Source organism: Bacteroidota bacterium (genome assembly GCA_039821555.1).
GTDB lineage: Bacteria > Bacteroidota > Rhodothermia > Rhodothermales > Rubricoccaceae > JBCBEX01.
Genome location: JBCBNX010000019.1, coordinates 1 through 20,853, shown reverse-complemented (window position 1 = coordinate 20,853; position 20,853 = coordinate 1). Strand labels below are relative to the sequence as shown.

Here is a 20,853-nt window from a genome sequence, read left to right as displayed (position 1 = left end):
CCCCGCACTTCATCTGATGCCCCGCCCCCTCAACCGCGCCGCGCTCAAGCGCGACCTCCTTGCCCTCCTTCGGAACAACGGCACCCAAGCCTTTCGCCCGAAGGAACTCGCGAAGTACCTCTCCCTCGGCAAGGGACGCGAGCCGTTCCGCCTCTTCCGCGACGTACTCTCGGAATTAGAGGAGGCGGGCCTCGTCCAGAAGGTTAAGGGCAACCGCTACCAGCATCGTAAGCAGCGCAAGGGGGCCTTCGCCGAAGGCACGCTCACCATGCACCCGAGCGGCTACGGCTTCGTGAACCTCGACCGCACCGACGCGGACGACGACCTCTTCGTACGCGCCAACCGGCTTCGCAATGCTTTACACGGTGATCGTGTCCGTGTGGCGCTGGCCGCCCCCGTGCGCGGGCGACACGACCGCAAGCAAGAAGCTGAGGTCGTCGAGGTGCTGCGGCGTGGGCGCGCGCACACCGTGGGCACGTTCGACAAGATGGGGCACTTTGCGTTCGTCAAGGCAGACGACCCGAAGCAGACGAAAGACATCTATGTGCCGAAGGAGCACTTCAACGGCGCCGAGCAGGGCGACAAGGTGGTCGTCTCCATCGACCACTACGAGGACCCGAAAGGCTCCCCGGAAGGCCGCATCCTGAGCGTGCTCGGCAGGCCCGACGACCCCGGCGTGGCCGTACTCTCCGTAGCGCTCGCGCAGGGCATCCGCTCTGACTTCCCCCCCGCCGTCGAGGCCGAGGCTCAGGCGATTCCCGTCGAGATTCCGATGAAGGAGATCGCCCGGCGCCTCGACCTCCGCGACGCGATGATCTTCACAATCGACCCGGAGGACGCCAAAGACTTCGACGACGCCATCTCCATCGAGCGGCTCGACAGCGGCGACTTCCGGCTCGGCGTCCACATCGCCGACGTGTCCCATTACGTCCACGAGAACACCGAACTCGACCGCGAGGCGTTCGAGCGTGGCACGTCGACCTACCTGGTGGACCGCGTCATTCCGATGCTACCGGAGCGGCTCTCCAACGGCGTCTGCTCGCTGCGCCCGCACGAGGACAAGCTGACGTATTCGTGTCTGATGACCGTCTCAGCGCGCGGTAAAATCCGCGACTGGGAGATCCGCGAAACCGTGATTCACTCGAAGGCGCGGCTGACCTACGAGGAGGCGCAGCAGATTCTCGACGGCGGCATCCAGGATCATCAGGTCAAGGACGAGGTGCTGCTCGCGGGCAAGCTCGCGCGGACGCTCACGCGAAAGCGCCTGCGGGAGGGCTCCATCGACTTCGACACGCCGGAGGTGCGGATCGTCCTCAACGACGCAGGGACGCCCATCGACATCGTTCGCAAGGAGCGCATCGAGGCCAACCGGCTCATCGAGGAGTGCATGCTGCTCGCCAACCGCTGCGTGTCGATGGAGATCGGCAAGGTGTCGAAGTCGAAGCGCAAGCCTTTTGTCTACCGTATCCACGCCACGCCGAACACGGAGCGCATCCTCGCGCTCGCGCGCTATGTGAAGGCGTTTGGCTACCGCCTCCCCGTCACGGATGGAACGGTCACGCGCAAGGACCTCAACGACCTCCTGGAACACGTCCGCGGCACGGCGGAGGCCGCCGTCATCAAGGTCGAAGCACTGCGCTCGATGTCGAAGGCGGTCTACTCGACCGAAAACATCGGGCATTACGGGCTGGGGTTCGACTTCTACAGCCACTTCACCTCGCCCATCCGGCGCTTCCCTGACCTGATCGCTCACCGGCTGCTCAAGCGCTACCTCGCGGGTGGTTCGGCCGTCGAGGGGGAGGGCCTACAGATCGCCTGCCGCCACCTCTCTGACCAGGAGCGCGTCGCCGTCGATGCCGAGCGCGAGTCGAAGAAGCTCAAGCAGGTCGAGTACGCCGCGCAGCACCTCGGCGAGGAGTACGACGGCGTCGTGATGGGCGTGACCAAGTTCGGCGTGTTCGTCGAGATCCAAGACCTACTCGTCGAGGGCCTCGTGCACGTCCGCGACATGGACGACTACTTCGAGTACGACCCCGAGAACTACCGCCTCGTTGGGCAGCACACGCGGACCGTCTATCGCATGGGCGACAGCGTCCGTGTCAAGATCGCCGCCGCCGATGTAGCGAGCCGCAAGATCGACTTGGTGTTCGCGGGGTAACCCGCCCGAGGGCGGCTCTGACAACGCGCGTCAAGATCGCCGCCGACGACGTGGCGAGCCGCAAGATCGCCTTGGTGTTCGCGGGGTAGCTGAAAGATCAGCGTTCGAGAAGTGGACGGGTCTGAGTACCTTCGCGTCGGCACTCATCGGTCTATGCACACATGCGCTGCACTCTACTCTTCCTGACTCTGCTTCTCAGCACGGACGCCTCAACGGCGCAGCGCTCCATCGCATATGGCTACCGTGTAGGTGCCACGCTCTCGTCGATTGCCCTCGACTACGGCCCGACAGCGCGCGCCTCTACGAACCGTGGACCTGGCTTCGAAGCCGCGTTCATCGCAGAAGTGACCCCGACGGACGTGTTTGGCGTGGTCGCTGAAGTTGGGGTGTCGATGCGAAGCTACTCCTACACGGCTTTTCCCCGGAGCATCCTGCCAGGTGGCCGCACCAGCGAGCAAGACGTCACCACGGCGTTCAACACCCTTTCGCTCGGGGCGCTCGGACGGCTCTTTCCTGGCGGTCAAAGCGACTTCGGAACGTACTTCACGGCTGGACCGCGTATGGACATCCTGCTCGGGCGCATCACGTTTGCCGATACCCAGGCAGATTCGCTAGCCCCCTTACTCGCTCGCTTCAGCGTGAGCGGGCTCGTCGGGTTGGGTCTGGCTTTGGAACCCCCAGGGTGGCCCGACACGCGTGTCGAGTTTGCCTACAGACTGACGCTTACCGACTTCCTGGACGACCCGTCAGTACGAGGAACCGTGGACAGCTTCGGCCTCGGCGTCTCGTTCGTGTGGTAGCTGGCACTACGAGGCCCGCGCCCACTGCCACAGCTCCTTGAACGATGCCTTCTTGCCATACATCAGCATGCCCGTGCGATAGATTCGCGCCGCAACCCAAAGCAGCCCCAACGCGGTAGCTCCCAGGAGGGCGATGCCGAGCGTGTGTTGCCACCACGGCACGTCCGTGACCACATGGCGCGCCACCATCAGGATCGGCGCAAACGGCGGGACGAGCGACATGCCGAGCGCGAACGGCGCGTTGGGCGCGTTCAGGATCGGCATCAGCACTAAGAGCGGCGTGACGACCAGCGGCATGATGAGCGGCACCATCAGCGACTGTGCGTCCGACTCCTGATCGACGGCCGCCCCGACGGCCGCCATGAGCGCGGCGTAGAGCACAAAGCCACCCAGGAAGTAGACACCGAGCGTGAGGAAAAGGACGGGCGAGAACAGCTGCCCGAACGCCTCCACATCGAACGGTAGCGCCTCCGCAGCCTGGCCCGCGGCCTCAGGGTCCTGCGCGGCTGCCACGGTGGCCGGATCGATAAACAGCGGCAGAAGGCTCCCGAGCGCGAACAGGCCGCCGAGAATGAGCACCGCCCAAGCTACAAGCTGGGTCAGTCCGATTGCCCCAATCCCGAGCACCTTGCCGACGATCAGGTCGAACGGCCGGACGCTCGACGCCATCACCTCGACGATGCGGTTGGCCTTCTCTTCGATAACGCCACGCAAGACCATCAGGCCGTAGAAATAGACCACGAAGAACATGAACGAGCCCATCGCATAGCCGACCATGAACGACGCGCCGGTCATGTCGGCGCTCTCCCCTTCTTCGCTCACCGTGCGCACTGTAAATCCAACGCCGCGGTCGAGATCAGCCATGACCTCCTCAGAAAGCCCGGCTGCCCGGAGCCGCTCCGCTTCCACGGCGTCGCGGATGGCCCGTCGGAGGTCACCCTGCTGCGAGATACCACCGCCGCCCTGGTTGTAGAGCACCGCATCGGCCTCGCCAGCGAGGAGCCCAGCGGGCAGCACGACGTACGCCGCAACGTCTCCGGCGAGCAAGTCAGCCCGGAGGCTATCCAGTGGTAGGCCAGCGTCGGCGATCGTTACCTCGAAGCCACTACCCAGACTCTCCTCGACAGCGTCGACGAGGCGGCCCGTCTCATCTACGAGCGCGATCGGGGTCGTCTCGGCCTCGTCGAGCAGCACGAAGAAGAAAATCGGGAGCACGAACATCGCCGCGAGCAGCACGGGCGCGAGCAGCGTGGTCAGGATGAACCACTTCGAGCGGATGCGGCGCTTGTACTCGGTTTGCGCGATCAGGGTGAGGGACATGGCTAAGCGAGAACAGGGAGGTGGGTGAAACGGCTCGGCGTGAGGCGATGGCAGCTAGAGACTCACCATCGACTCGAGGTCCGAACTCACCCCCCGCTCGACAGCCAGCTTGTAGATCACATTCAGCGGCGGCTCGTGTAGCTCGAAGTGGGATACGTCGGCGCCAGCGTTGAGCGCTGCCTCCAAGACCTGGCGTGCGGGCGTAGCGCCGGCCAGCAGCATCTCGGCAGCGCCACGGCTTCGCGACTCGACCGTGACCAGCCGCTGCTGCTGCAACCCGTCGAGCCACGCGTCGGGGCCGTCGAAGCGCACGGTGAGGGTGTTCGACCCGAACCGTCGTTTTACGTCACGCAGCGCGCCGGAGAGCACCACGTTGCCCTGCGCGATCAGGCACACGTCGTCGCAGAGCTTCTCGACCTGTTCCAAGCGGTGTGAGGCAAAGAGGATGATGCGGCCGTCGGCGCGGAGTTCTTGGATGATGTCGCGCAGCAAGTCTGCATTGATCGGGTCGAGGCCGCTAAAGGGCTCATCGAGGATGAGCAGATCAGGCGCGTGCGCGATGGTGGCTACGAACTGCACCTTCTGCTGCATGCCCTTCGAGAGGGCTTCGACCTCCGCGTTCCACTGGTCTCCAAGTTCGAGGCGCCCCATCCAGTCGCGACACGTTCTCTCGGCGTCTGACCGCCGCATGCCCTTCAGCTGCGCGAGATAGACGAGTTGCTCGCCCACCTTCATCTTCTTGTACAGCCCGCGCTCTTCGGGGAGGTAGCCCATCCGGCGCTGCGAGGCCGGCCCGACAGACTGCCCTCCCAGGGTCACCGACCCCGCATCCGGTACCGTGATGCATGTGATCATCCGGATCGTGGACGTCTTCCCTGCCCCGTTCGGCCCGAGCAGCCCGAAAATGCGCCCTGGCTCGGCCGTAAAGGACACGCCGTCAACTGCGGTGAACGAACCGTAGCGTTTGACGACCTGATCAACGTGGAGCATGTCAAACTAGCGTGGTGGAATTGATTTCGAAGGACTGTCGGGATGAGACGGTGAGTGCCTACACTAGGCTTGGAAACTCACTCGTCCCCATAAACGGCGGTGCGAAGCCAGTCGGCATAGGACACGGAGCAGTCGGCGAGCAGCGGACGCGGGGGGCCGTGACGCATCGTGAAGGCGATAGCGAGGCGAAGCATGTTGACAAGCGGCTGCGTGTCGGCTCTCGACTCCGCGTCGTTGTCGAAGCCTTCGAAGCAGATCGAGCAGTATTCCTTGCCCTGGACGACGAGGCGCGTCAGTTCGAGGTCGCAGCCTTCGTCGGGCGCGTTCTCTGACGTGGCTTCGCGCAGCGTGTTGCGGTCCAGCACGAAGACGCGCGTGAGGCGGTGTTTCTCGATGTCCCACCACTCGTCCGTGTCAGGGCGCTGGTCGGGATCGTCGAGCGGGAAGCGCCACTTCGTCCAGATATCGACGGCCCCGCGCACGTTGACGGCTAGGTCTTCGACGCCGTAGATCCCCGCACAGCGCTTGATCTCCAGCCGTCCTTTGCGGCGTTTGACGTTCAAGCCACCCGGGGCCGTCGGCACGAGGTACCGATCCGTGCGGTGCTTCTCGATGGGCGGCTGATCGCCCAACCCATCGAACCACGCCTGCACATCGTCGGGGATGGGACCGGGCCAGATCCAGCGTACTTCAGCAGTCAGGCGCATGAGCAGTGCAACGTGGGGTGGGTGAAGCGGACTCGTCGAATCGGAGCACGAGACCCGCGTGCAGGACGTTTGACCTAGCTGGTTCGACTTACATGGCCTGGGCGGCTCGCACCACATCGGCGAGGAGAACGGCTGTCGTGATGTCGATACTGGCCCCGGGTCCCTGCACGATAAGAGGTTCGGGGGCGTAACGGTCCGTCGTACATATGGCAATGTGCGTGGATCCAGAGAGACGGGCGAGCGGAGACGCAACAGGCACCGCCTGGACAACGCACCGGAGCACGCCAGCCTCCACGTCGAGCGTGCTCACATACTGCAAGACCCCGTCCGCGTCTTCGGTGCGACGCCGCCATTCGTCGTCGAGCTCGGGCAGGCGCTCCCAGAAGCGGTTCAAGGGAAGCGTGGCAAACTCGTCCGGGACGAGCGAGGTCGTCTCCACATCGGCCAACTCCAGGTCGCCAAAGCCGGCATCGGGACCGAGCTCGCGAGCGAGGATGAGCAGCTTGCGCGCCGCGTCGATGCCGACGAGGTCGTCGCGGGGATCGGGCTCCGTGTAGCCTGCCAAGTGTGCCTGCCGGACGGCTTCAGAGAACGCCACGCCGTCGCGCAGGGCATTGAACACGAAGCCGAGCGTTCCCGACAGCACCCCCTCGACCCGGCGCACGCGGTCCCCGGTGCGTACGGCTTCCCGGAGCGAGGCCAAGAGCGCCAGTCCGGCCCCCACGGTCGTGTCGTAGAGGAACGACGCGCGGCGCGACCGGACCGCACTCTGCAGGTCTCGCCAATACGCTCGTTCGAGCGTCCCGGCCTGCTTGTTCGGAGTCACGACAGCTATGCCAGCCCGCAGTAGTTCGGGGTAGTGCCGCGCCACGGTCTCCGACGCCGTCGCGTCGATCACGACTAGGCGTTCGAGGCGCGCGGTCGTGATCGCGCCGAGCAGATCGGCGAGGGTATAGTCGTCGCGGAGCGCCACATCGGCGCGCGGCAGACCATTCGGGTCGTAGGCTGCCTGCGAGGTCGTCGCCAGGCCGACCAGCTTCAAGTTGACCTGCTGGTCGAGGAGCGCCTCGTACTGCGCGTCGAGGAGCGTGAGCAGACGAGTCCCGACGGCTCCCGCCCCGACGAGCACGAGGTGGGCGCGGGTACGCTTCATCGCAAACGCCTCGTGCAGCGCGCGTACGGCCGCCGAGGCGTCCGCTTCAGAGACGGCCGCTGAGATCGCGGTGTCGGAGGCGCCCTGCGCGATGGCCAGCACGTTGATGCGTGCCTTTCCCAAGGTGGCAAACATGCGCCCAGCCACGCCCGGCGCGTAGTGCATGAAGTCGCCGACGGCCGCCACGACCGCCGCGCCTGGCTCTACGTCGACGCCGAGGAGGTCGCCCCGCTCCAACTCCGAAGACAGCGCGGTCTGGAGGATGCGCTGTGCCCCATCGGCGTCGCTACCGCGAACAGCCAGCGTCACGGTCTGCTCACTCGATGCCTGCGCCATCAGGAACACGTCGATGCTTGCCGTTGCGAGCGCGTCGAAGGCGCGGGCGGCCAACGCCGAGGCGCCCGAAGCGCCGTTGCCGCGCAACGTGACAAGAGCCGCGCCTCGCACAGCCGTAACGGCTTTGACGGTGCCCTCTGCCCCCGTTCGCTCGTCAGAGATGACCGTAGTGGCCCCCTCTGCATCCATGGTGTTGCGGATGTCGAGCGGTACGCTGCGGCGCACGAGCGGGCGCATCGTGCGCGGGTGAAGCACCTTGGCGCCGAAGAACGCCAGCTCCGCGGCCTCTTGATAGCTCAGTCGGTCCAGCGTGAACGCCTCCGGAACGAGGCGTGGGTCCGCTGAAAGCACCCCGTTGACATCCGTCCAGATGACGACACGTCCGGCGTCAAGCGCGTCGGCGAGGATGGTCGCGGTGTAATCGCTGCCGGAGCGCCCGAGCGTGGTCGTGACGCCCTCCGGCGTTGCGGCCACAAAGCCCGTCACGATGGGGGTCACATCGGGCGGCAACGAGCCAAACGCGACCTGCGTCAACGTGCGCGTCGTCGCAAAGTCGACGGTCGCCTCGCCGAAGCGGTTGTCGGTGCGCACGAGTTCACGCGCGTCGATCGCGCGCGCCGGAAGCCCCGCCTTTCGGAAAGCCGCGGCCACGAGCGGTACGCTCGCGCGCTCACCCGCCGAGATGATGGCGTCGGTGAACCGGGGGCTGCACTCGCGGAGCAGGAACACGCCATCGAGGAGTTCGCGAACCTGCTCCCACAGCGCATCGAGGTCGGCGCGAAGCGTCGCGTACTCGGCTGGATCGGCAAGGTCCCGGAGAGCAGCTTCGTGGCGATCTCGAATCTCACCGAGGATGCTCCGGTGCGTCTCCTCGCGCGCCACAGCCGCGCGGCTAGCCTCCAGCAAGCGGTCCGTCACACCGCCGAACGCCGACGACACCACCACCAGTTGGCCGCGTCGCTGCCGGTAGCGCTCCGACGCGATGAGGCGCACGACGTCGCGCACGCGCCCGGGCGTGCCCACCGACGTACCACCAAACTTGTGGATGACCGCTTGTCCTTGATCCCTGGTCACTGGTCCTGTGGGTTGCGGCGCTCGGCTAGGCGATCAGGTTGACTAGGCGATCAGGTTCAGCGTGTCCCGGTGCCGTAGCCTACACCAGCAGCGTCTCTTCCCGCTTCGGACCCGTGCCAATGACGGTCACCTTCACCCCGAGGAAATCCTCAACGAACGTGAGGTAGTCGCGTGCTTCCAAGGGGAGGTCAGCGGCATCAGACAACGTGCCGAGGTCGCCCTCGAAGCCGGGAAACTCCTCGTAGAGCGGCTCGACCGTGGCTAGCGTGGCGATGTTGTTGGGGAAGCGGTCGGTGACCTTCGTCTGCCCTTCCGGCGTCGTGATCTGGTAGGCCGTGCAGACTTTAAGCGTCTCGATGCCCGAGAGCACGTCGAGCTTGGTGACCGCGAGTTCGGTAAAGCCGTTGAGACGCGCCGTGTAGCGCAGCGCCACGAGGTCGAGCCATCCACAGCGCCGCGGCCGGCCCGTCGTAGCGCCGAACTCGTGGCCGACGCTGCGCAGCATCTCGCCGACGCCTTCCGGGTCGCCGTCGAGTTCGGTCGGGAAGGGCCCGTTGCCCACGCGCGTCGAGTAGGCCTTGACGATGCCGATGACGCGGTCCACGGCGGTCGGCGGCACGCCGAGGCCCGTGCAGCAGCCACCAGCGGTCGGGTGGCTGGACGTCACGAATGGATAGGTGCCGAAGTCGACGTCCAGAAGCGCGCCCTGGGCCCCCTCGGCGAGCACCCACTTATTGTCGGCGAGCGCACGCGTGAGGTAGTCCGTCGTGTCGGTCACGAACGGGTCGATGCGGCGGTCGAAGTCCACGTACTCCTCGATGATGGCCTCCACGTCGAGGCGGTCGTGGCCATAGACCTTCTGAAGGACGTCGTTCTTCGCCTCGATGTTGAGGCGCAGCTTCTCGCGTAGCACGTCCGGGCTGAGGAGATCCACGACGCGGATGCCGACGCGGGCGAACTTATCGACGTAGGACGGCCCGATACCGCGCCCGGTCGTCCCGATGGCCTCGCCTTTGTTGGCGGTGCGTGCGCCCTCCTTCGCGGCCTCGATGCGCTTGTGGTAGGGCATGATGAGGTGCGCGTTGTGCGAGATCAAGAGCCGCCCCTCGACCTTCACGCCGAGCGCCTCGACCTGCTTGATCTCCTCCATCAGCGCCACCGGGTCGATCACGACGCCGTTGCCAATCACGCACACGGCCTCCTCATGGAAAATGCCGCTCGGGATCAGGTGCAGCACGAACTGCTGGTCGCCCCACGCGATGGTGTGGCCCGCGTTGGCCCCGCCCTGGTAGCGTGCGACGATGTCGTGCTTGGGCGCGATCAGGTCGACGACTTTTCCTTTGCCCTCGTCGCCCCACTGGGACCCGATGACGATGGTGACTGGCATGATGGGAGCGACTTGCGACTGGTGAGGTGAGGAGCGAATTGGGGGAAGAGAACGCCGTGTCTCCGCAACTTGTAGGAGCATGGTGGCAACCCTGCAACCGCTAGTCACAGGTCACCCGTCCCGAATCAGGAGAACGACGCCACAGCCTCATCGACGTTTTCGAACTGCCGGAAGACCTTGTCGAGGCGCGTCATCGTGAAGAGCGTCTGCAGGCGCGACGAGGCCCCGGCGAGGCGCAGGTCGCCGCCGCCGTTCTTCATCGTCGTGAGCCCGCCGATAAGCATGCCGAGCCCGGACGAGTTCATGAGGCGCACGCCCGTGAGGTCCACCACGACCTGCTGGATGCCCTCCGTGCGCAGGTCGCTCAAGCGGTTGTGGAGAGCCGTACCGTCAGGGCCGCCCATCACGTCGCCGTCGAGGGCCAGGACGGTCACGCCGTCGCGTTCGGTGGTGGTGATGGTCATGTTAGAGATAGGGAGTTGGGAGTTGGGGGCGGGGAGCGGTGCGACGTTGAGGAAGAAGCAGACCCTTCTCCCCGCCCTCTACACCGTCCCTACTGCTCGTTGCGCGACTTGAGCGCGACGACCACCGGGGAAGCTACGAAGACCGACGAGTAGGTGCCGATCACCACGCCGATGATGAGGGCGAACGCGAACCCGCGCAGCACGGGCCCACCCGCGATGAACAGCACCGCCACCACGATGAAGGTCGTCAGCGACGTGACCACCGTGCGAGAGAGCGTCTGGTTGATCGACTTGTTGACAACCGTCGCGTAGGCGTCGGTTTTGAAGATGTTGGCGTACTCACGGATGCGGTCGAAAATGATCACCGTATCGTTGAGCGAATACCCGACGATGGTGAGGAACGCCGCGATGATCGCCTGGTCGATCTGGAGCGAGAACGGTACCACGCCCTGGAGCAGCGAGAAGAGCCCGAGCGTGATCGTCACGTCGTGCGCGAGCGCGGCGACGGCGCCGAGCGGGAAGGCCAGGTCCTCGATGCGCGTCGGAATGATCGAGCCAAAACGCGCGAGGATGTAGATGAAGATCACGAACAGCGAACCGAGGACGGCATAGAGCGCGCCTCGCTTCAGGTCGTCCGCGAAGCGCGGCGCGAAGGAGTCGGTCTTCTGCAGCGAGAGCGTGACGTTGGGGTTGGCTGATTCGAGCGCGCCCACGACGAGGGCACTCAGTTCGGTCACGTCGCCGCCGACCGTCGAGCGGATGAGCAGTTCGTTGGCCGAGCCGTATTCCTTCACCTCGGGCTCGGTGCCGAGCGCGTCCGCGAGGGTCGAACGCACAGCCCCAACCGTGAGCGGCTCGCTCGTCTCGACGACGAACTCGGTGCCGCCCTGGAAGTCGATGCCCGTCTCAACGCCGCGGGTGAGCAGGGAAATGACAGAAATAGTGAGGAGTACACCAGAGATGATATACCCGATTTTCAGGTTGCCAACGATGTTGTAGCTGGCGTTTTCGAAGAGTCGCATGAGAGGTTGGTCACTGGCCCGTTGTCATCGGTCCTGGTGATCGCACGGGGCGACGCAGAGGACCAGAGACAAATGACAACGGACACGAAGATGAAAGTCGGTGTCGTGCGTGGTGGCGGGTCTCAGCCGAAGGCCACGCTCTGGCGCTTCTCGGCGACGAGGTAGTCGAAGAAGAGGCGCGTCACGACGATGGCGGTGAAGAGCGACGACACGATGCCGGCCATGAGCGTGACGGCGAAGCCCTGGATCGGGCCGACGCCGAAGCTGTAGAGGATCACGCCCGTCAGGAACGTCGTGATGTTGGCATCGAGGATCGCTGAGAGCGCCTTATCATAGCCGCCCTGGATGCTCGCCTTGAGCGTCTTGCCCGTACTCATCTCCTCGCGGATACGGTCGAAGATGATCACGTTGGCGTCGACCGCCATACCGATCGTGAGCACGATGCCCGCGATGCCCGGCAACGTCAGCGTCGCGCCGAACGCGGCCAGGATGCCGAAGATGAACACGACGTTCAACAGCAGCGCCACGTCGGCGATGAGGCCCGCCGTGCGGTAGTAGAACACCATGAACACAACCACGAGCAGGAAGCCGACGATAACCGACCACGTGCCAGCCTGGATCGACTTGGCACCAAGGCTCGGACCAACGGTGCGCTCCTCGATGATGTTGACTGGCGCGGGCAGCGCGCCCGACTTGAGCACCGTGACGATGTCCTGCGCTTCCTGGCGGCTCACGCCGTCGATGCGGGTCTGCCCGCCGCTGATCTTGCTGCGGATGACCGGGTCCGAGTAGACGATGTTGTCGAGCACGACCGCCACCTGCTTGCCGACGTTGGCCCCGGTGATGCGGCTCCACTTCTGCGCGCCCTCGTTGTTCATCGAGAGCGAGACGCCCGGCGCGTTGGTGGTCGGGTCGAACGCAATGCGCGCGTCGGTGAGCACGTCGCCGGTGAGCTCGGCGCGGCTGCGGACGCCGAGGAGGTTAAAAACCTCGAAGCCCTGCTCCGTCTCGCCAACAGCGTCGGCGGAGTACATCAGCTGGATGCCTTGCGGGAGCAGGCTGCGGACGGCTTGAGCCATGACGAGGCTCCGCACCATCGCGGTGTCGCTCTCGGCGACCTGCGCGAAGATGGTGCCCTGCCCTGGACGGACGAGCCCCTGGAGCGGGTTCACGGCAGCCTCAGCAACATCGGTGCTGCCCGTGTCGGCCGGATCGGCGGCGTCGCCGAAGCCGAGGTCGAGCGTCTCGGTGGTGTCGGCGTCGGCAGTACCGGCGTCGGCCACCTGCGTCGTGTCCGAGGCGGCGTTGGCGTTGGCCTGCGCCGTTTGCTCCTCGTAATAGTTGTAGATCTCTTCGAGGGAGGTCTGCAACTCCTGCGGGTCGGCCATCAGGCGGAACTCCAGGCGAGCCGTCCCACGGAGGAGATCACGCACACGCTGCGGGTCATCCACGCCGGGGAGCTCGACCGCGACGCGGCTCTCGCCCTGCTTCTGGATCGAGGGCTCGGACACGCCGAAGCGGTCGACGCGCTGGCGGATGATCGAGACGGCGCGGATGACGGCCTCGTTGGCCTCCTCGCGGAGGACAGGCAGCACTTCGTCGTTTTCGCTGCGGCGGCTGAGCGTCTCGCCGACGTTGCGGTAGTAGCGCGACAGGCGTACTTCGGGGTCAACGTTCTGGAGCTCGTCGTAGAAGATGTCGACGAAGTTGCCGTTGTCGCCGGCTTCCACGCGATCCTGCGCGGCGCCAAGCGCCGTCGTGAACGTCTCGTCGCGGTTCGTCGCCAGCTCGCGCATGAGGTTGTCGACGCCCACTTCCAGCATGACGTGCATGCCGCCTTGGAGGTCGAGGCCCAGGTTGAGCGCCTTGATTTTGGCGTCCTCGATGGCTTCGTAGTTGGCCTCGAGGTATTCCGTGCTGTCCGCGCCCGCGAGCTCTTCCAGCTTGTTCTGGTAGAGGTTGTTCTGCAGCGTCGGGAAGAGGTAGTAGCCTGACAGCAGAATGAACGCGAGGACGGAGAAGATTTTAAATCCGTTGCCTTGCATGGCTAAGTGGAGATAGATGGGGGTTGCAGTTCGCTACGCACGCGGCACCATGCCACACGGGCACAAAAGCGCGGTGCAGGAGCGCCCGACCACCGGGCGCTCGTGGTGAAATCCTGGGGGTGGCAACGCGGTCGCGCGTCGCCGAGCAATCACTACGGTCCGAGCGGCTGAACCGCCGGATACCGTTCGCGAGGGACCGGAGCGCCGTCGACATCGCCAACAGGGGCCATGCCGAAGAGACGCGCCGGTCGGTGAATCGGGGTGCCGAGTGACGCCGCCGCGAGCGCACGCGCGCCAAGCGTGGACGACGACGGAGGCGCAGGGGCCATCCAGGTGTCGCCGAGCATAAACGGCATGGCCGCACCGAGGTGCGACGTGCCGAGCAAGGCACGCAGCACGTCCGCAGGATCTGCGACGGTGCTCAGGTAGGCAACCAGGCGATCTCCGCCGGGTGCTTCAGCAAGCACGTCGAGGAAGACCGCAACCTGGGCGTCTGAGGCTGCCACGTCGTCTGCGCTGCGGGCCTGCTGAATGGCCCGGTCGAGCGTGCCGTCAGCGAGGGCGCGCTGCCACGTCTGCCGTGGGTGCTCTGCATCGGCCTCGGTTACCGTCCCCGCCGCGCCGCTGAGGAAGCCCAGCAGCACGCTCCCCACGATCAGGCGAGCGAGTATGGCAGAACGGAAAAAGCGCATGGCTACGCACGCATGGTTGCGCGCAAGAATAGGGAGAGCACCCAAGACGTGAAAGGTAGCGCGGTGTTGCGACCCAGGGCAACTGCTTCGGAGGCTCTGCGCGCGAGGTCTTCGAGAAACCCGCCAGGATCGCGTCGCGTCGAAATCGAGCCCTTCTCTGATCCACGCCTTGTCCTTATGGAACCGCAGTCCCTCGTACGTGCCCCCGACGCCCGCTCCGATCCGCACCCCACTACCCCAGGCGAGTTGGCGGGCGACATCGGGCGCAGCGTCCGCGATGCGATGGACTCGTCAGGCTCCGGCGCACCCGCCTCGGGGCGCGCGGTGCGCGACATCCTCTCGACGAATGAGATCTTCAGGCGCGTCGTCGCGACCGCCGACGAAGAGTTTAGCGAGCCGAACCGCCTGCTCTTCTTCAGTGGGCTCGCCGCTGGCTTGTCGATCGCGCTCTCGTTCATCGCGAAAGCGGGCGTCACCGGCGCTACGGACGCCGAAATGCTCGGCAACGTCGTCTACCCCATCGGCTTCGTGTTCATCGTCTTGGGGCGCTATCAGCTGTTTACGGAGAACACCCTCACGCCGGTTGCTCTGGTGCTGACGCGACGGGCCTCGATCCCGCGCCTACTCACACTCTGGACGCTCGTCTATGCGGCCAACCTGCTTGGCTCTGCCATCGCAGCGTTTGCCATTGCGCATACTCCGATCCTCACGCCGGAGGCGTTCGAGTACGCTCGCGACTTCGGCAAGCACGCGCTCGAAACGACGCCGACGCAACTGTTCTGGAAAGGACTGATTGCAGGGTGGCTCGTCGCTGGGATGGTGTGGCTGACGCACGCCGTCCGTGATGCCACGACCCGCTTCTTCCTGGTGTTCGTGATCATGTTCTTGATCCCGTCCGCCGACTTGTTCCACTGCATCGTAGGCTCGTGCGAGGTGTTCTTCCTCGCATTCCTCGGTGAGGCTGGCTTTGTGGAAGCCTTCACGTCGTTCATCCTCCCGACCACGGCGGGCAACACCGTCGGAGGCGTGCTCCTGGTGGCCGTGCTCAACTTCGCTCAGACTCACGACAGCACATTCAGCGACCGCGGGACACTCACCTGGAAGGAGATGTTGATGCGCCGTTCCGTGAGCCCCCACTCTGAATAGCCGCAGCAATCACGCGAGCGAGGCGTAGTGCGGACGCCTTGCAGTGCCGTGACGAAAAACCGGCGACCTCCTCGCAGGAAGCCGCCGGTTACTTGGCAGGCTGATGATGTCGGAGGCCTTCCGTCTAGCAGCCGCGGAGGCGGACGGTGGTACGAACGCCCTGCGGCGTCGTGTAGCCCTGCCCGTCGCGTAGCCCCTCGAAGAACGCATCTTCCCGGCACGGGAAGTACCGGCTGTAGCTCGATGCTTTCTGCCGCGCCGTGCTTGCCACCTCCTCGTCGCGGCTAGCGGCGCGGTTGTAGAAGTCGACCGCCACCCACACCGGCGAGGCCGCTGCGATCGAGCCGCCGCCTGCGAGGCCTGCGTAGTAGTCGCCCAGCAGGATAAGCGACGGGCCGTGGTTCTCGTTCATGTCGAGGATCTCGTTGGCGATCCGCCGCGCGTTGCCCATCTGGCTGTTGCCCTGGAGCAACACGGCCTTGCGGTACATGTAGTCGATCCGTTGTTGGTCGTCCTCGGCCCCCTCGATCACGCGGTCGATCAGCGCGATCGCCTCGTCGATGTTGCCGTCGCGCTGGGCCATCTGGAGAAAGATGCGAATCGCGCGCGGGGACGGGTCGCCGTCGAGCACGACGGGCTTCATCTCAACGAGCACGTCGTCCTTGCTGAGGCGGAAGGCGAGGTCGAAGAGTTCGTCCACGACCGCGGAATCGCGCTCGCCTTCGCGGTATTGCGCTAGGAGGTACTCGAATTTGTCTTCAGGTCCATCGAACGTGTTTTCGAGGATGTTGGCCTTGAAATACTCTTGCCCGTCTTCCGTGTCGATGCGCTCCATAGCACTGCTACCCCACTCGATGAGGCGGTCGCGCATCCCGCGTCCGAGGTACTGCAGCCCCAAGAAGTTGATCGCAAAGTCTGGCACCGAGTCCGGATATGCCGTGTCGGCCTCTTCGTAGAGGCGGAACACCTCGTCCGGGTCTCCCTGCCCCGTTGTGGCACCGTCCGCGTCGTATACCACGTTGTACATGTAGTTGGCCTTATCGATCAGCGCCTCGTAGGGGTTGTATTCCAGCCCGGCTTCGTCGAGCGCTGCGGTGCGTGCGTCCATGTAGAACAGCACCGAATCCCGATACGCTGCCGCGAGGGTGGCGTCCTCCACGTCGGCTGCGATGCGGGTGTGCATCCGGATGGCGCGGTCAAAGTTGCGACCATCGTTGTTGGGCTCCAGCGGGAACTCGCTGAGCATGCAGCGCAGGTAGGGCTTGGCCGAGGCATAGTCCTCCTGACGGTAGTACTCGTAGTAGAGGCTGTAGGTCGTCTCGGCGTCGTTCCAGGAGCAGTCGATGGGGTATGGGTCGGCGTACGGATCCTCCTGGGCGAGAGCCTGCGGCGCTAGGGCCAGCCCCAAGGCTGCGAGGAGTGCGACCAACGGAAGACGGAAGAGGCGCGGGTTCATCTGGCTCACAGGGTGGTTGGACGGTGGTGGAGACGACGGAGGTCTGCCAGCTAAACGCTTGTGCTGGCGGGGATCGGGTGTGCTAAAGATCGGGAAGCCATGGAAAAGTTGCGAACGCCAACTCTAGCACCGTTTGCGCGAGATTTGACGCGATTTCGTGGGCAATGCCTAGTCGATGCGGCGGCGCAGGAACCAACGCTCGCCGAAGTTGATGGTCGCGGAGGCTTTCAGGAAGGTATCGCGCACGAGTAGTCCCTCGGCGTCACCGCGCTGCCCAACTTCGAGGTTGAGGTCGAAGCTGGCGGTTGGGATGAGCGCAGGCAGGCTCAGGCCCACGGTTGCTGCGTAGGTGGTGAGCGAGGAGCCCGTCGGGGCGAGGTAGCCTTGGTCGATATAGCCGCCGAGGCGGTACGCGACCCGAGAGAGATACGGGGCGCGGCGACGGGTCCCTGCAGGGCGCCATTCCAGACCACCTCCAACGCGCCATCGGTCCTGGAGGTCGTCGTTGCCACCGGGCACGAAGCCGCCAAGCACGAAATCGCTCTCGAACTGACTACCCCACGGCTCATACCGCGTGTCTACAGCAAACTGCAGGGCGTTGGATGGCGCGTAAGCGATGCCTGCAGCGAGTTCCATCGGAAGCCGAAGCGACCCATCGGCCGATGTCGCCAAGGTGTCCCGGTCGAGGCTGATGCCGATGGTTTCGACGCGCTCACCTCGGAGCCGGGCAGGAAGCCGCGCAGTCGCCGCAAACGAGAGGGCATCGCTTTCGCCGAAGAGGCGTGGCGTCGAGGCAAGGACGCCGACCGTACCAGTCACGCCCGCGACGCGCACCGACTCGGTGGACCGCGTTTCCTCAAAGATGAAACTGGTCGGGAATTCCGTCCGCTGGAGGTAGTCGATGTTTCCGAAGAAGGCGTTGATGCTCGCACCGACCAAGACATTCGTGGTGATGCGATAGCCTACGCCAGCCTGAATCTCCTGCAGGCCGCCGTCGCCCTCGTAGTTGATCTGGTAGTCGAGCGGGTCCGTGCCGTCGGTTGGGGAGAACGAGTCGGTCCGGATCGCCCTGTAGTTGACACGACTGTAGGGGCGGTAGGCCACGTTTAAGCCTAGCTTGCGATTGAGTAGCGGGAATGCCAACTGTATCGCATTCAGGCCCCCGCTCGCGAGGTCACTCGTCGTACCGTCCGCTGCCTCAAGCGTCGTGCCCGTGACCTGGGCACTGAACGTGAAGTGGGACAGGGTGATATCTCCCCACGAGGCGGGGTTGTCGAGCGGCACGTACGAGAAGCTGCGTACGGCCAGTCCGGCGCCGCCCATCGCGTCGACCTGGGAGTTGGAGAACGACACCCGTTCGCCCACACCGAAGCGGGAGTAGAGCGAGCCGTAGTTGTTGGCTCCTTGCGCCAGTGCCTCGGCGCTCCCTCCGAACGCAAGAAGAGCGAGGGCAAGAAGCAGGACAGAACGATGCAGCATCAAGAAGGCGGTATGGTGCGTCAGCAGTGGACTGGGGCTTAGTTGCCCCCCGAGACAACGAACTCGAAGCGGGGCGTTTGGTCGGGTAGAGTGGGGGCAAAGACGGGCAGCACGTCCACAGACGCGGGATTGTTAACAGCGCGAAGACGGTAGCCCTTGATGAAGTCAGCGCCGAGCAACTCGTCCTGTACGAGCGAGGTCAGCAAACCCGATGCAAACCGGTAGACCCCCAGATCTTCGTCAAAGACCAGCGCCCCCAGCGACTGGATAGGGTTGCCCTCGCTCTCCACTTCCAGGAGCAGTTCGATGGCCTCGGGTCGAGGTCGCTCAAAGTCACCGGCACCCGCTGGCGTCGCCAGCAGCAGCGTGTCGAGCGCCACGCGGAACTCTGCGTTGTTCAGCGGCTGTCCAGCGATCCCCTCAGCATCGAAAACGAAGTCGAGATCGATGGCTTCCTCCGCCCCGTCACGGGCTACGATGCGGTCGGCGGGCGTCGCAGGTAAATCGCTCCACGAGATGCGCGAGGCGACTTCGCTGGCGCGAAAACGGACGGTCGTATCCGCGATGGCCGCCACGAGACGGATGCGCGTCGCGTCGAACCCGCGCACGACGCCGGGGCCCGCGTATCCGTCGCCGTTTCCAACAGCACGGAGCGCGATCCCGCGGTAGCTCGACCCGAATGTAGAGGACGTGAGGGTGTCACCAATCGCCTCCACATACGAGCCAGGAAGCTCCACGGAGATCGTCGAGTCATTACGGCTTACCTCGACCGTGCCGAACGGGCTGACGCTAGGGTCGTCGAAGTTGACGTACGACGAGTCGGGGGTCGCATCCGTCGGAATCCAGCTTCTGGTGATCTCGTACAACTCGATCCTGGAAATGCCGTCTGGGTCTCCGTAGACGTAGTCCACGGGCAGTTCGAGCGTCAGCCCGGTGACCGTGCCGTCGGAGAAGCCTTCGGGCAGCGAGCCAGGACGGATAAAGTCGATGAACGTGTCGGCCGCAACGGTGCCGAATAGCGGGTCCTCGGCCCGTCCCAGCAGCGCCCTGGAGACCGACGGGCTGGTCGTCGACGCGAAGCCACCGGTGACTTCACTGAGGGTGTCCTGTGCGACCGAGCTCGCGGCAAGCGACCGGCTGGTCGGCACACCACCCTCCTCACCGATGAGGTCGAGCCCGGCACTGGACGGGTCGTCGCATGCGGCGAAGAGCGTCAGCGCGGCGATGAGGCAGAGGAAACAGAGTCGATGCATGCGTGGGGAGCGGTGAGCGAGAGCGATGCGCGCAGGCCGGGCGTTGCGCCGATTTCAGAACGGCACGGTACAAACGGATCGTATGCGACCTGATCGGTTGGCCGAGGTACCGCTCGGAGGCCATCGTTCATGAAAAACCCCGCCGCGAGCGGCAGGGTGTGCGATGAGCGGGGACGCGTGCGCGCTACGGTTCGACCGTAGAACCGTGGAGTTCGGTATAGAGCGCGATGGCTTGCTGGGTGAGTTCAGCAGGCTCTGCCGCGAGAACGACGCCGTCCCGCTCGCCAGACGTACCCGTGGCATAGGCCACGGCGTCAGCCGAGTTGAGGCCCATCGCGCGGAGATCCTGCCCCACGTAGGGCTCTGTGCCCGCTACGCCGAGGCGTGCTACGAGGTCGTCCGTCAAGGTGAAGGCCTGGTCCGTTTTGTCCGTCGTGTACACCGACTTGGCCTCGGCAAAGAGGGGGTCGCCGCTGAGTTCGTTCTTGAGCAAGACGGGCGCAAACGCGCCCACCCATCCTACTGCGTGGACGATGTCCGGCTGCCAGCCGAGCTTGCGGACCGTAGCAAACGTGGCGCGGGCGAAGTAGAGCGCGCGTTCCACGTTATCGGCGAACACCTTGCCGTCTTTCTTGCCCTTGAAGATCCCCTTCTTTTTGAAATACTTGACCGAGTCCATGAAATAGACTTGGATCCGAATGCCAGGAATCGAGGCGACCTTCACCTTAAGCGTGTCCGAGTCGTCGCCGACGGGAATGTCTTCGCCAGAGAGGCGGATGACCTCGTGGAGGCGGTTGCGGCGCTCCGAGACCACCCCGTAGCGAGGCATCAGGATGCGTGTCTCGTAGTCCCCGGTTTCCTGCAGTTGTTCGGGCAGGACCCGCACCAACCCGGCCCCGGCGGTGGTTTCAGAAAAGGGGGCCACTTCGCTGGCGACGTAGAGGATTCGCATGGGGCGGTCGTCCATTGGCGGATGGGGAGAGTGAGGTCGGGCCGGAAGGGAGTTGGTCAGCCTGCGCGTGTGACGGAGTGCGTCCGCGCGGCCTTGTGCAGCCAAAGCGGCCTTGCGCGGCCAAAAGAGCGCGTAAATCTACGGTCTGGGCCATTCGAAGGGCAACCGAGATACCCCGCCGCTCCACCTCGAAACCGATCCTTCACCAAGCTTTCCCAGGCGCCCAGACCTTATTGTCGCCCTCGCACGACACGCCAGTACCGACCGACGCCTGGCTTCTCAAGGAAGCTAGGCGTCGGCACCGCAGTGTGCTACGTGGGGTCCGGTTATTCCATACCTACGCTAGGGAGCGTTGACATTTGAGTCGGTCGCGGGCGAGCCGATATGAGTAGCAACCAACCCTCGCTGCTCATGCCCGC

General features: G+C 64.9%; 16 protein-coding genes. 3 read left to right on the top strand and 13 right to left on the bottom strand.

Translation table 11 applies throughout. The annotated features are described in order from the left end of the window. Positions 1-16: 16 nt before the first annotated feature. Both rnr and AAFU51_15945 read left to right on the top strand, forming a co-directional pair. The gene (gene rnr, locus AAFU51_15950; protein MEO1572751.1) at positions 17-2,158 is read left to right on the top strand and encodes a ribonuclease R; all 2,142 of its coding nucleotides are present in this window, start codon (positions 17-19) and stop codon (positions 2,156-2,158) included. 161 nt (positions 2,159-2,319) lie between these two features. After that, positions 2,320-2,958, top strand: coding sequence for a hypothetical protein (locus tag AAFU51_15945; protein ID MEO1572750.1), 639 nt, complete (start codon positions 2,320-2,322; stop codon positions 2,956-2,958). Positions 2,959-2,964: 6 nt separating this feature from the next. On the opposite strand, the gene AAFU51_15940 is transcribed toward AAFU51_15945, so the two are convergent. The 9 genes from AAFU51_15940 to AAFU51_15900 all read right to left on the bottom strand — a co-directional run bounded on the left by AAFU51_15940 (position 2,965) and on the right by AAFU51_15900 (position 14,148). Beyond that, entirely contained in the window at positions 2,965-4,278 is a 1,314-nt protein-coding gene (locus AAFU51_15940) for an ABC transporter permease (GenBank protein ID MEO1572749.1), read from the bottom strand. A 54-nt stretch (positions 4,279-4,332) separates the two neighbouring features. After that, positions 4,333-5,268, bottom strand: a complete 936-nt coding sequence (locus AAFU51_15935) for an ATP-binding cassette domain-containing protein (GenBank protein MEO1572748.1) — start codon at positions 5,266-5,268, stop codon at positions 4,333-4,335. Between the two features lie 77 nt (positions 5,269-5,345). Continuing rightward, positions 5,346-5,975 carry a hypothetical protein gene (locus AAFU51_15930; protein ID MEO1572747.1) on the bottom strand — a complete coding sequence of 210 codons (630 nt, stop codon included), beginning with the start codon at positions 5,973-5,975 and terminating at the stop codon, positions 5,346-5,348. 88 nt (positions 5,976-6,063) lie between these two features. Continuing rightward, positions 6,064-8,538, bottom strand: coding sequence for a bifunctional aspartate kinase/homoserine dehydrogenase I (thrA, locus tag AAFU51_15925; protein ID MEO1572746.1), 2,475 nt, complete (start codon positions 8,536-8,538; stop codon positions 6,064-6,066). Between the two features lie 79 nt (positions 8,539-8,617). After that, positions 8,618-9,925: an adenylosuccinate synthase gene (locus AAFU51_15920; GenBank protein MEO1572745.1), complete on the bottom strand. Its 1,308-nt coding sequence runs from the start codon at positions 9,923-9,925 to the stop codon at positions 8,618-8,620. Between the two features lie 125 nt (positions 9,926-10,050). Further along, positions 10,051-10,389, bottom strand: coding sequence for an STAS domain-containing protein (locus AAFU51_15915; GenBank protein ID MEO1572744.1), 339 nt, complete (start codon positions 10,387-10,389; stop codon positions 10,051-10,053). Positions 10,390-10,478: 89 nt separating this feature from the next. Continuing rightward, positions 10,479-11,411 (bottom strand): protein translocase subunit SecF, encoded by a 933-nt coding sequence (gene secF / locus AAFU51_15910; protein ID MEO1572743.1) that lies wholly within the window; start codon positions 11,409-11,411, stop codon positions 10,479-10,481. A 122-nt stretch (positions 11,412-11,533) separates the two neighbouring features. Further along, positions 11,534-13,456, bottom strand: a complete 1,923-nt coding sequence (gene secD, locus AAFU51_15905; protein ID MEO1572742.1) for a protein translocase subunit SecD — start codon at positions 13,454-13,456, stop codon at positions 11,534-11,536. A 152-nt stretch (positions 13,457-13,608) separates the two neighbouring features. Beyond that, on the bottom strand, positions 13,609-14,148 hold the full coding sequence (locus AAFU51_15900; GenBank protein MEO1572741.1) for a hypothetical protein: 540 nt from the start codon (positions 14,146-14,148) through the stop codon (positions 13,609-13,611). 177 nt (positions 14,149-14,325) lie between these two features. On the opposite strand from AAFU51_15900, the gene AAFU51_15895 reads away from it, so the two are divergent. Beyond that, on the top strand, positions 14,326-15,294 hold the full coding sequence (locus tag AAFU51_15895) for a formate/nitrite transporter family protein (GenBank protein MEO1572740.1): 969 nt from the start codon (positions 14,326-14,328) through the stop codon (positions 15,292-15,294). A gap of 124 nt (positions 15,295-15,418) precedes the next feature. On the opposite strand, the gene AAFU51_15890 is transcribed toward AAFU51_15895, so the two are convergent. The 4 genes from AAFU51_15890 to AAFU51_15875 all read right to left on the bottom strand — a co-directional run bounded on the left by AAFU51_15890 (position 15,419) and on the right by AAFU51_15875 (position 20,434). After that, complete coding sequence (locus AAFU51_15890) at positions 15,419-16,750, bottom strand: hypothetical protein (protein MEO1572739.1); 1,332 nt, start codon at positions 16,748-16,750, stop codon at positions 15,419-15,421. A gap of 168 nt (positions 16,751-16,918) precedes the next feature. Continuing rightward, positions 16,919-18,229, bottom strand: coding sequence for a hypothetical protein (locus tag AAFU51_15885; GenBank protein ID MEO1572738.1), 1,311 nt, complete (start codon positions 18,227-18,229; stop codon positions 16,919-16,921). A gap of 38 nt (positions 18,230-18,267) precedes the next feature. Then, entirely contained in the window at positions 18,268-19,482 is a 1,215-nt protein-coding gene (locus AAFU51_15880; GenBank protein ID MEO1572737.1) for a DUF4270 family protein, read from the bottom strand. Positions 19,483-19,666: 184 nt separating this feature from the next. Beyond that, positions 19,667-20,434 carry a glycogen/starch synthase gene (locus AAFU51_15875; protein ID MEO1572736.1) on the bottom strand — a complete coding sequence of 256 codons (768 nt, stop codon included), beginning with the start codon at positions 20,432-20,434 and terminating at the stop codon, positions 19,667-19,669. Positions 20,435-20,853: the final 419 nt, after the last annotated feature.

Excerpts from the sequence above, each read along its gene's own strand:
- rnr (MEO1572751.1), top strand. The coding sequence starts at position 17 with ATGCCCCGCCCCCTCAACCGCGCCGCGCTCAAGCGCGACCTCCTTGCC.
- AAFU51_15945 (MEO1572750.1), top strand. The coding sequence starts at position 2,320 with ATGCGCTGCACTCTACTCTTCCTGACTCTGCTTCTCAGCACGGACGCC.
- AAFU51_15940 (MEO1572749.1), bottom strand. The coding sequence starts at position 4,278 with ATGTCCCTCACCCTGATCGCGCAAACCGAGTACAAGCGCCGCATCCGC.
- AAFU51_15935 (MEO1572748.1), bottom strand. The coding sequence starts at position 5,268 with ATGCTCCACGTTGATCAGGTCGTCAAACGCTACGGTTCGTTCACCGCA.
- AAFU51_15930 (MEO1572747.1), bottom strand. The coding sequence starts at position 5,975 with ATGCGCCTGACTGCTGAAGTACGCTGGATCTGGCCCGGTCCCATCCCC.
- AAFU51_15920 (MEO1572745.1), bottom strand. The coding sequence starts at position 9,925 with ATGCCAGTCACCATCGTCATCGGGTCCCAGTGGGGCGACGAGGGCAAA.
- AAFU51_15915 (MEO1572744.1), bottom strand. The coding sequence starts at position 10,389 with ATGACCATCACCACCACCGAACGCGACGGCGTGACCGTCCTGGCCCTC.
- secF (MEO1572743.1), bottom strand. The coding sequence starts at position 11,411 with ATGCGACTCTTCGAAAACGCCAGCTACAACATCGTTGGCAACCTGAAA.
- secD (MEO1572742.1), bottom strand. The coding sequence starts at position 13,456 with ATGCAAGGCAACGGATTTAAAATCTTCTCCGTCCTCGCGTTCATTCTG.
- AAFU51_15900 (MEO1572741.1), bottom strand. The coding sequence starts at position 14,148 with ATGCGCTTTTTCCGTTCTGCCATACTCGCTCGCCTGATCGTGGGGAGC.
- AAFU51_15895 (MEO1572740.1), top strand. The coding sequence starts at position 14,326 with ATGGAACCGCAGTCCCTCGTACGTGCCCCCGACGCCCGCTCCGATCCG.
- AAFU51_15890 (MEO1572739.1), bottom strand. The coding sequence starts at position 16,750 with ATGAACCCGCGCCTCTTCCGTCTTCCGTTGGTCGCACTCCTCGCAGCC.
- AAFU51_15885 (MEO1572738.1), bottom strand. The coding sequence starts at position 18,229 with ATGCTGCATCGTTCTGTCCTGCTTCTTGCCCTCGCTCTTCTTGCGTTC.
- AAFU51_15880 (MEO1572737.1), bottom strand. The coding sequence starts at position 19,482 with ATGCATCGACTCTGTTTCCTCTGCCTCATCGCCGCGCTGACGCTCTTC.
- AAFU51_15875 (MEO1572736.1), bottom strand. The coding sequence starts at position 20,434 with ATGCGAATCCTCTACGTCGCCAGCGAAGTGGCCCCCTTTTCTGAAACC.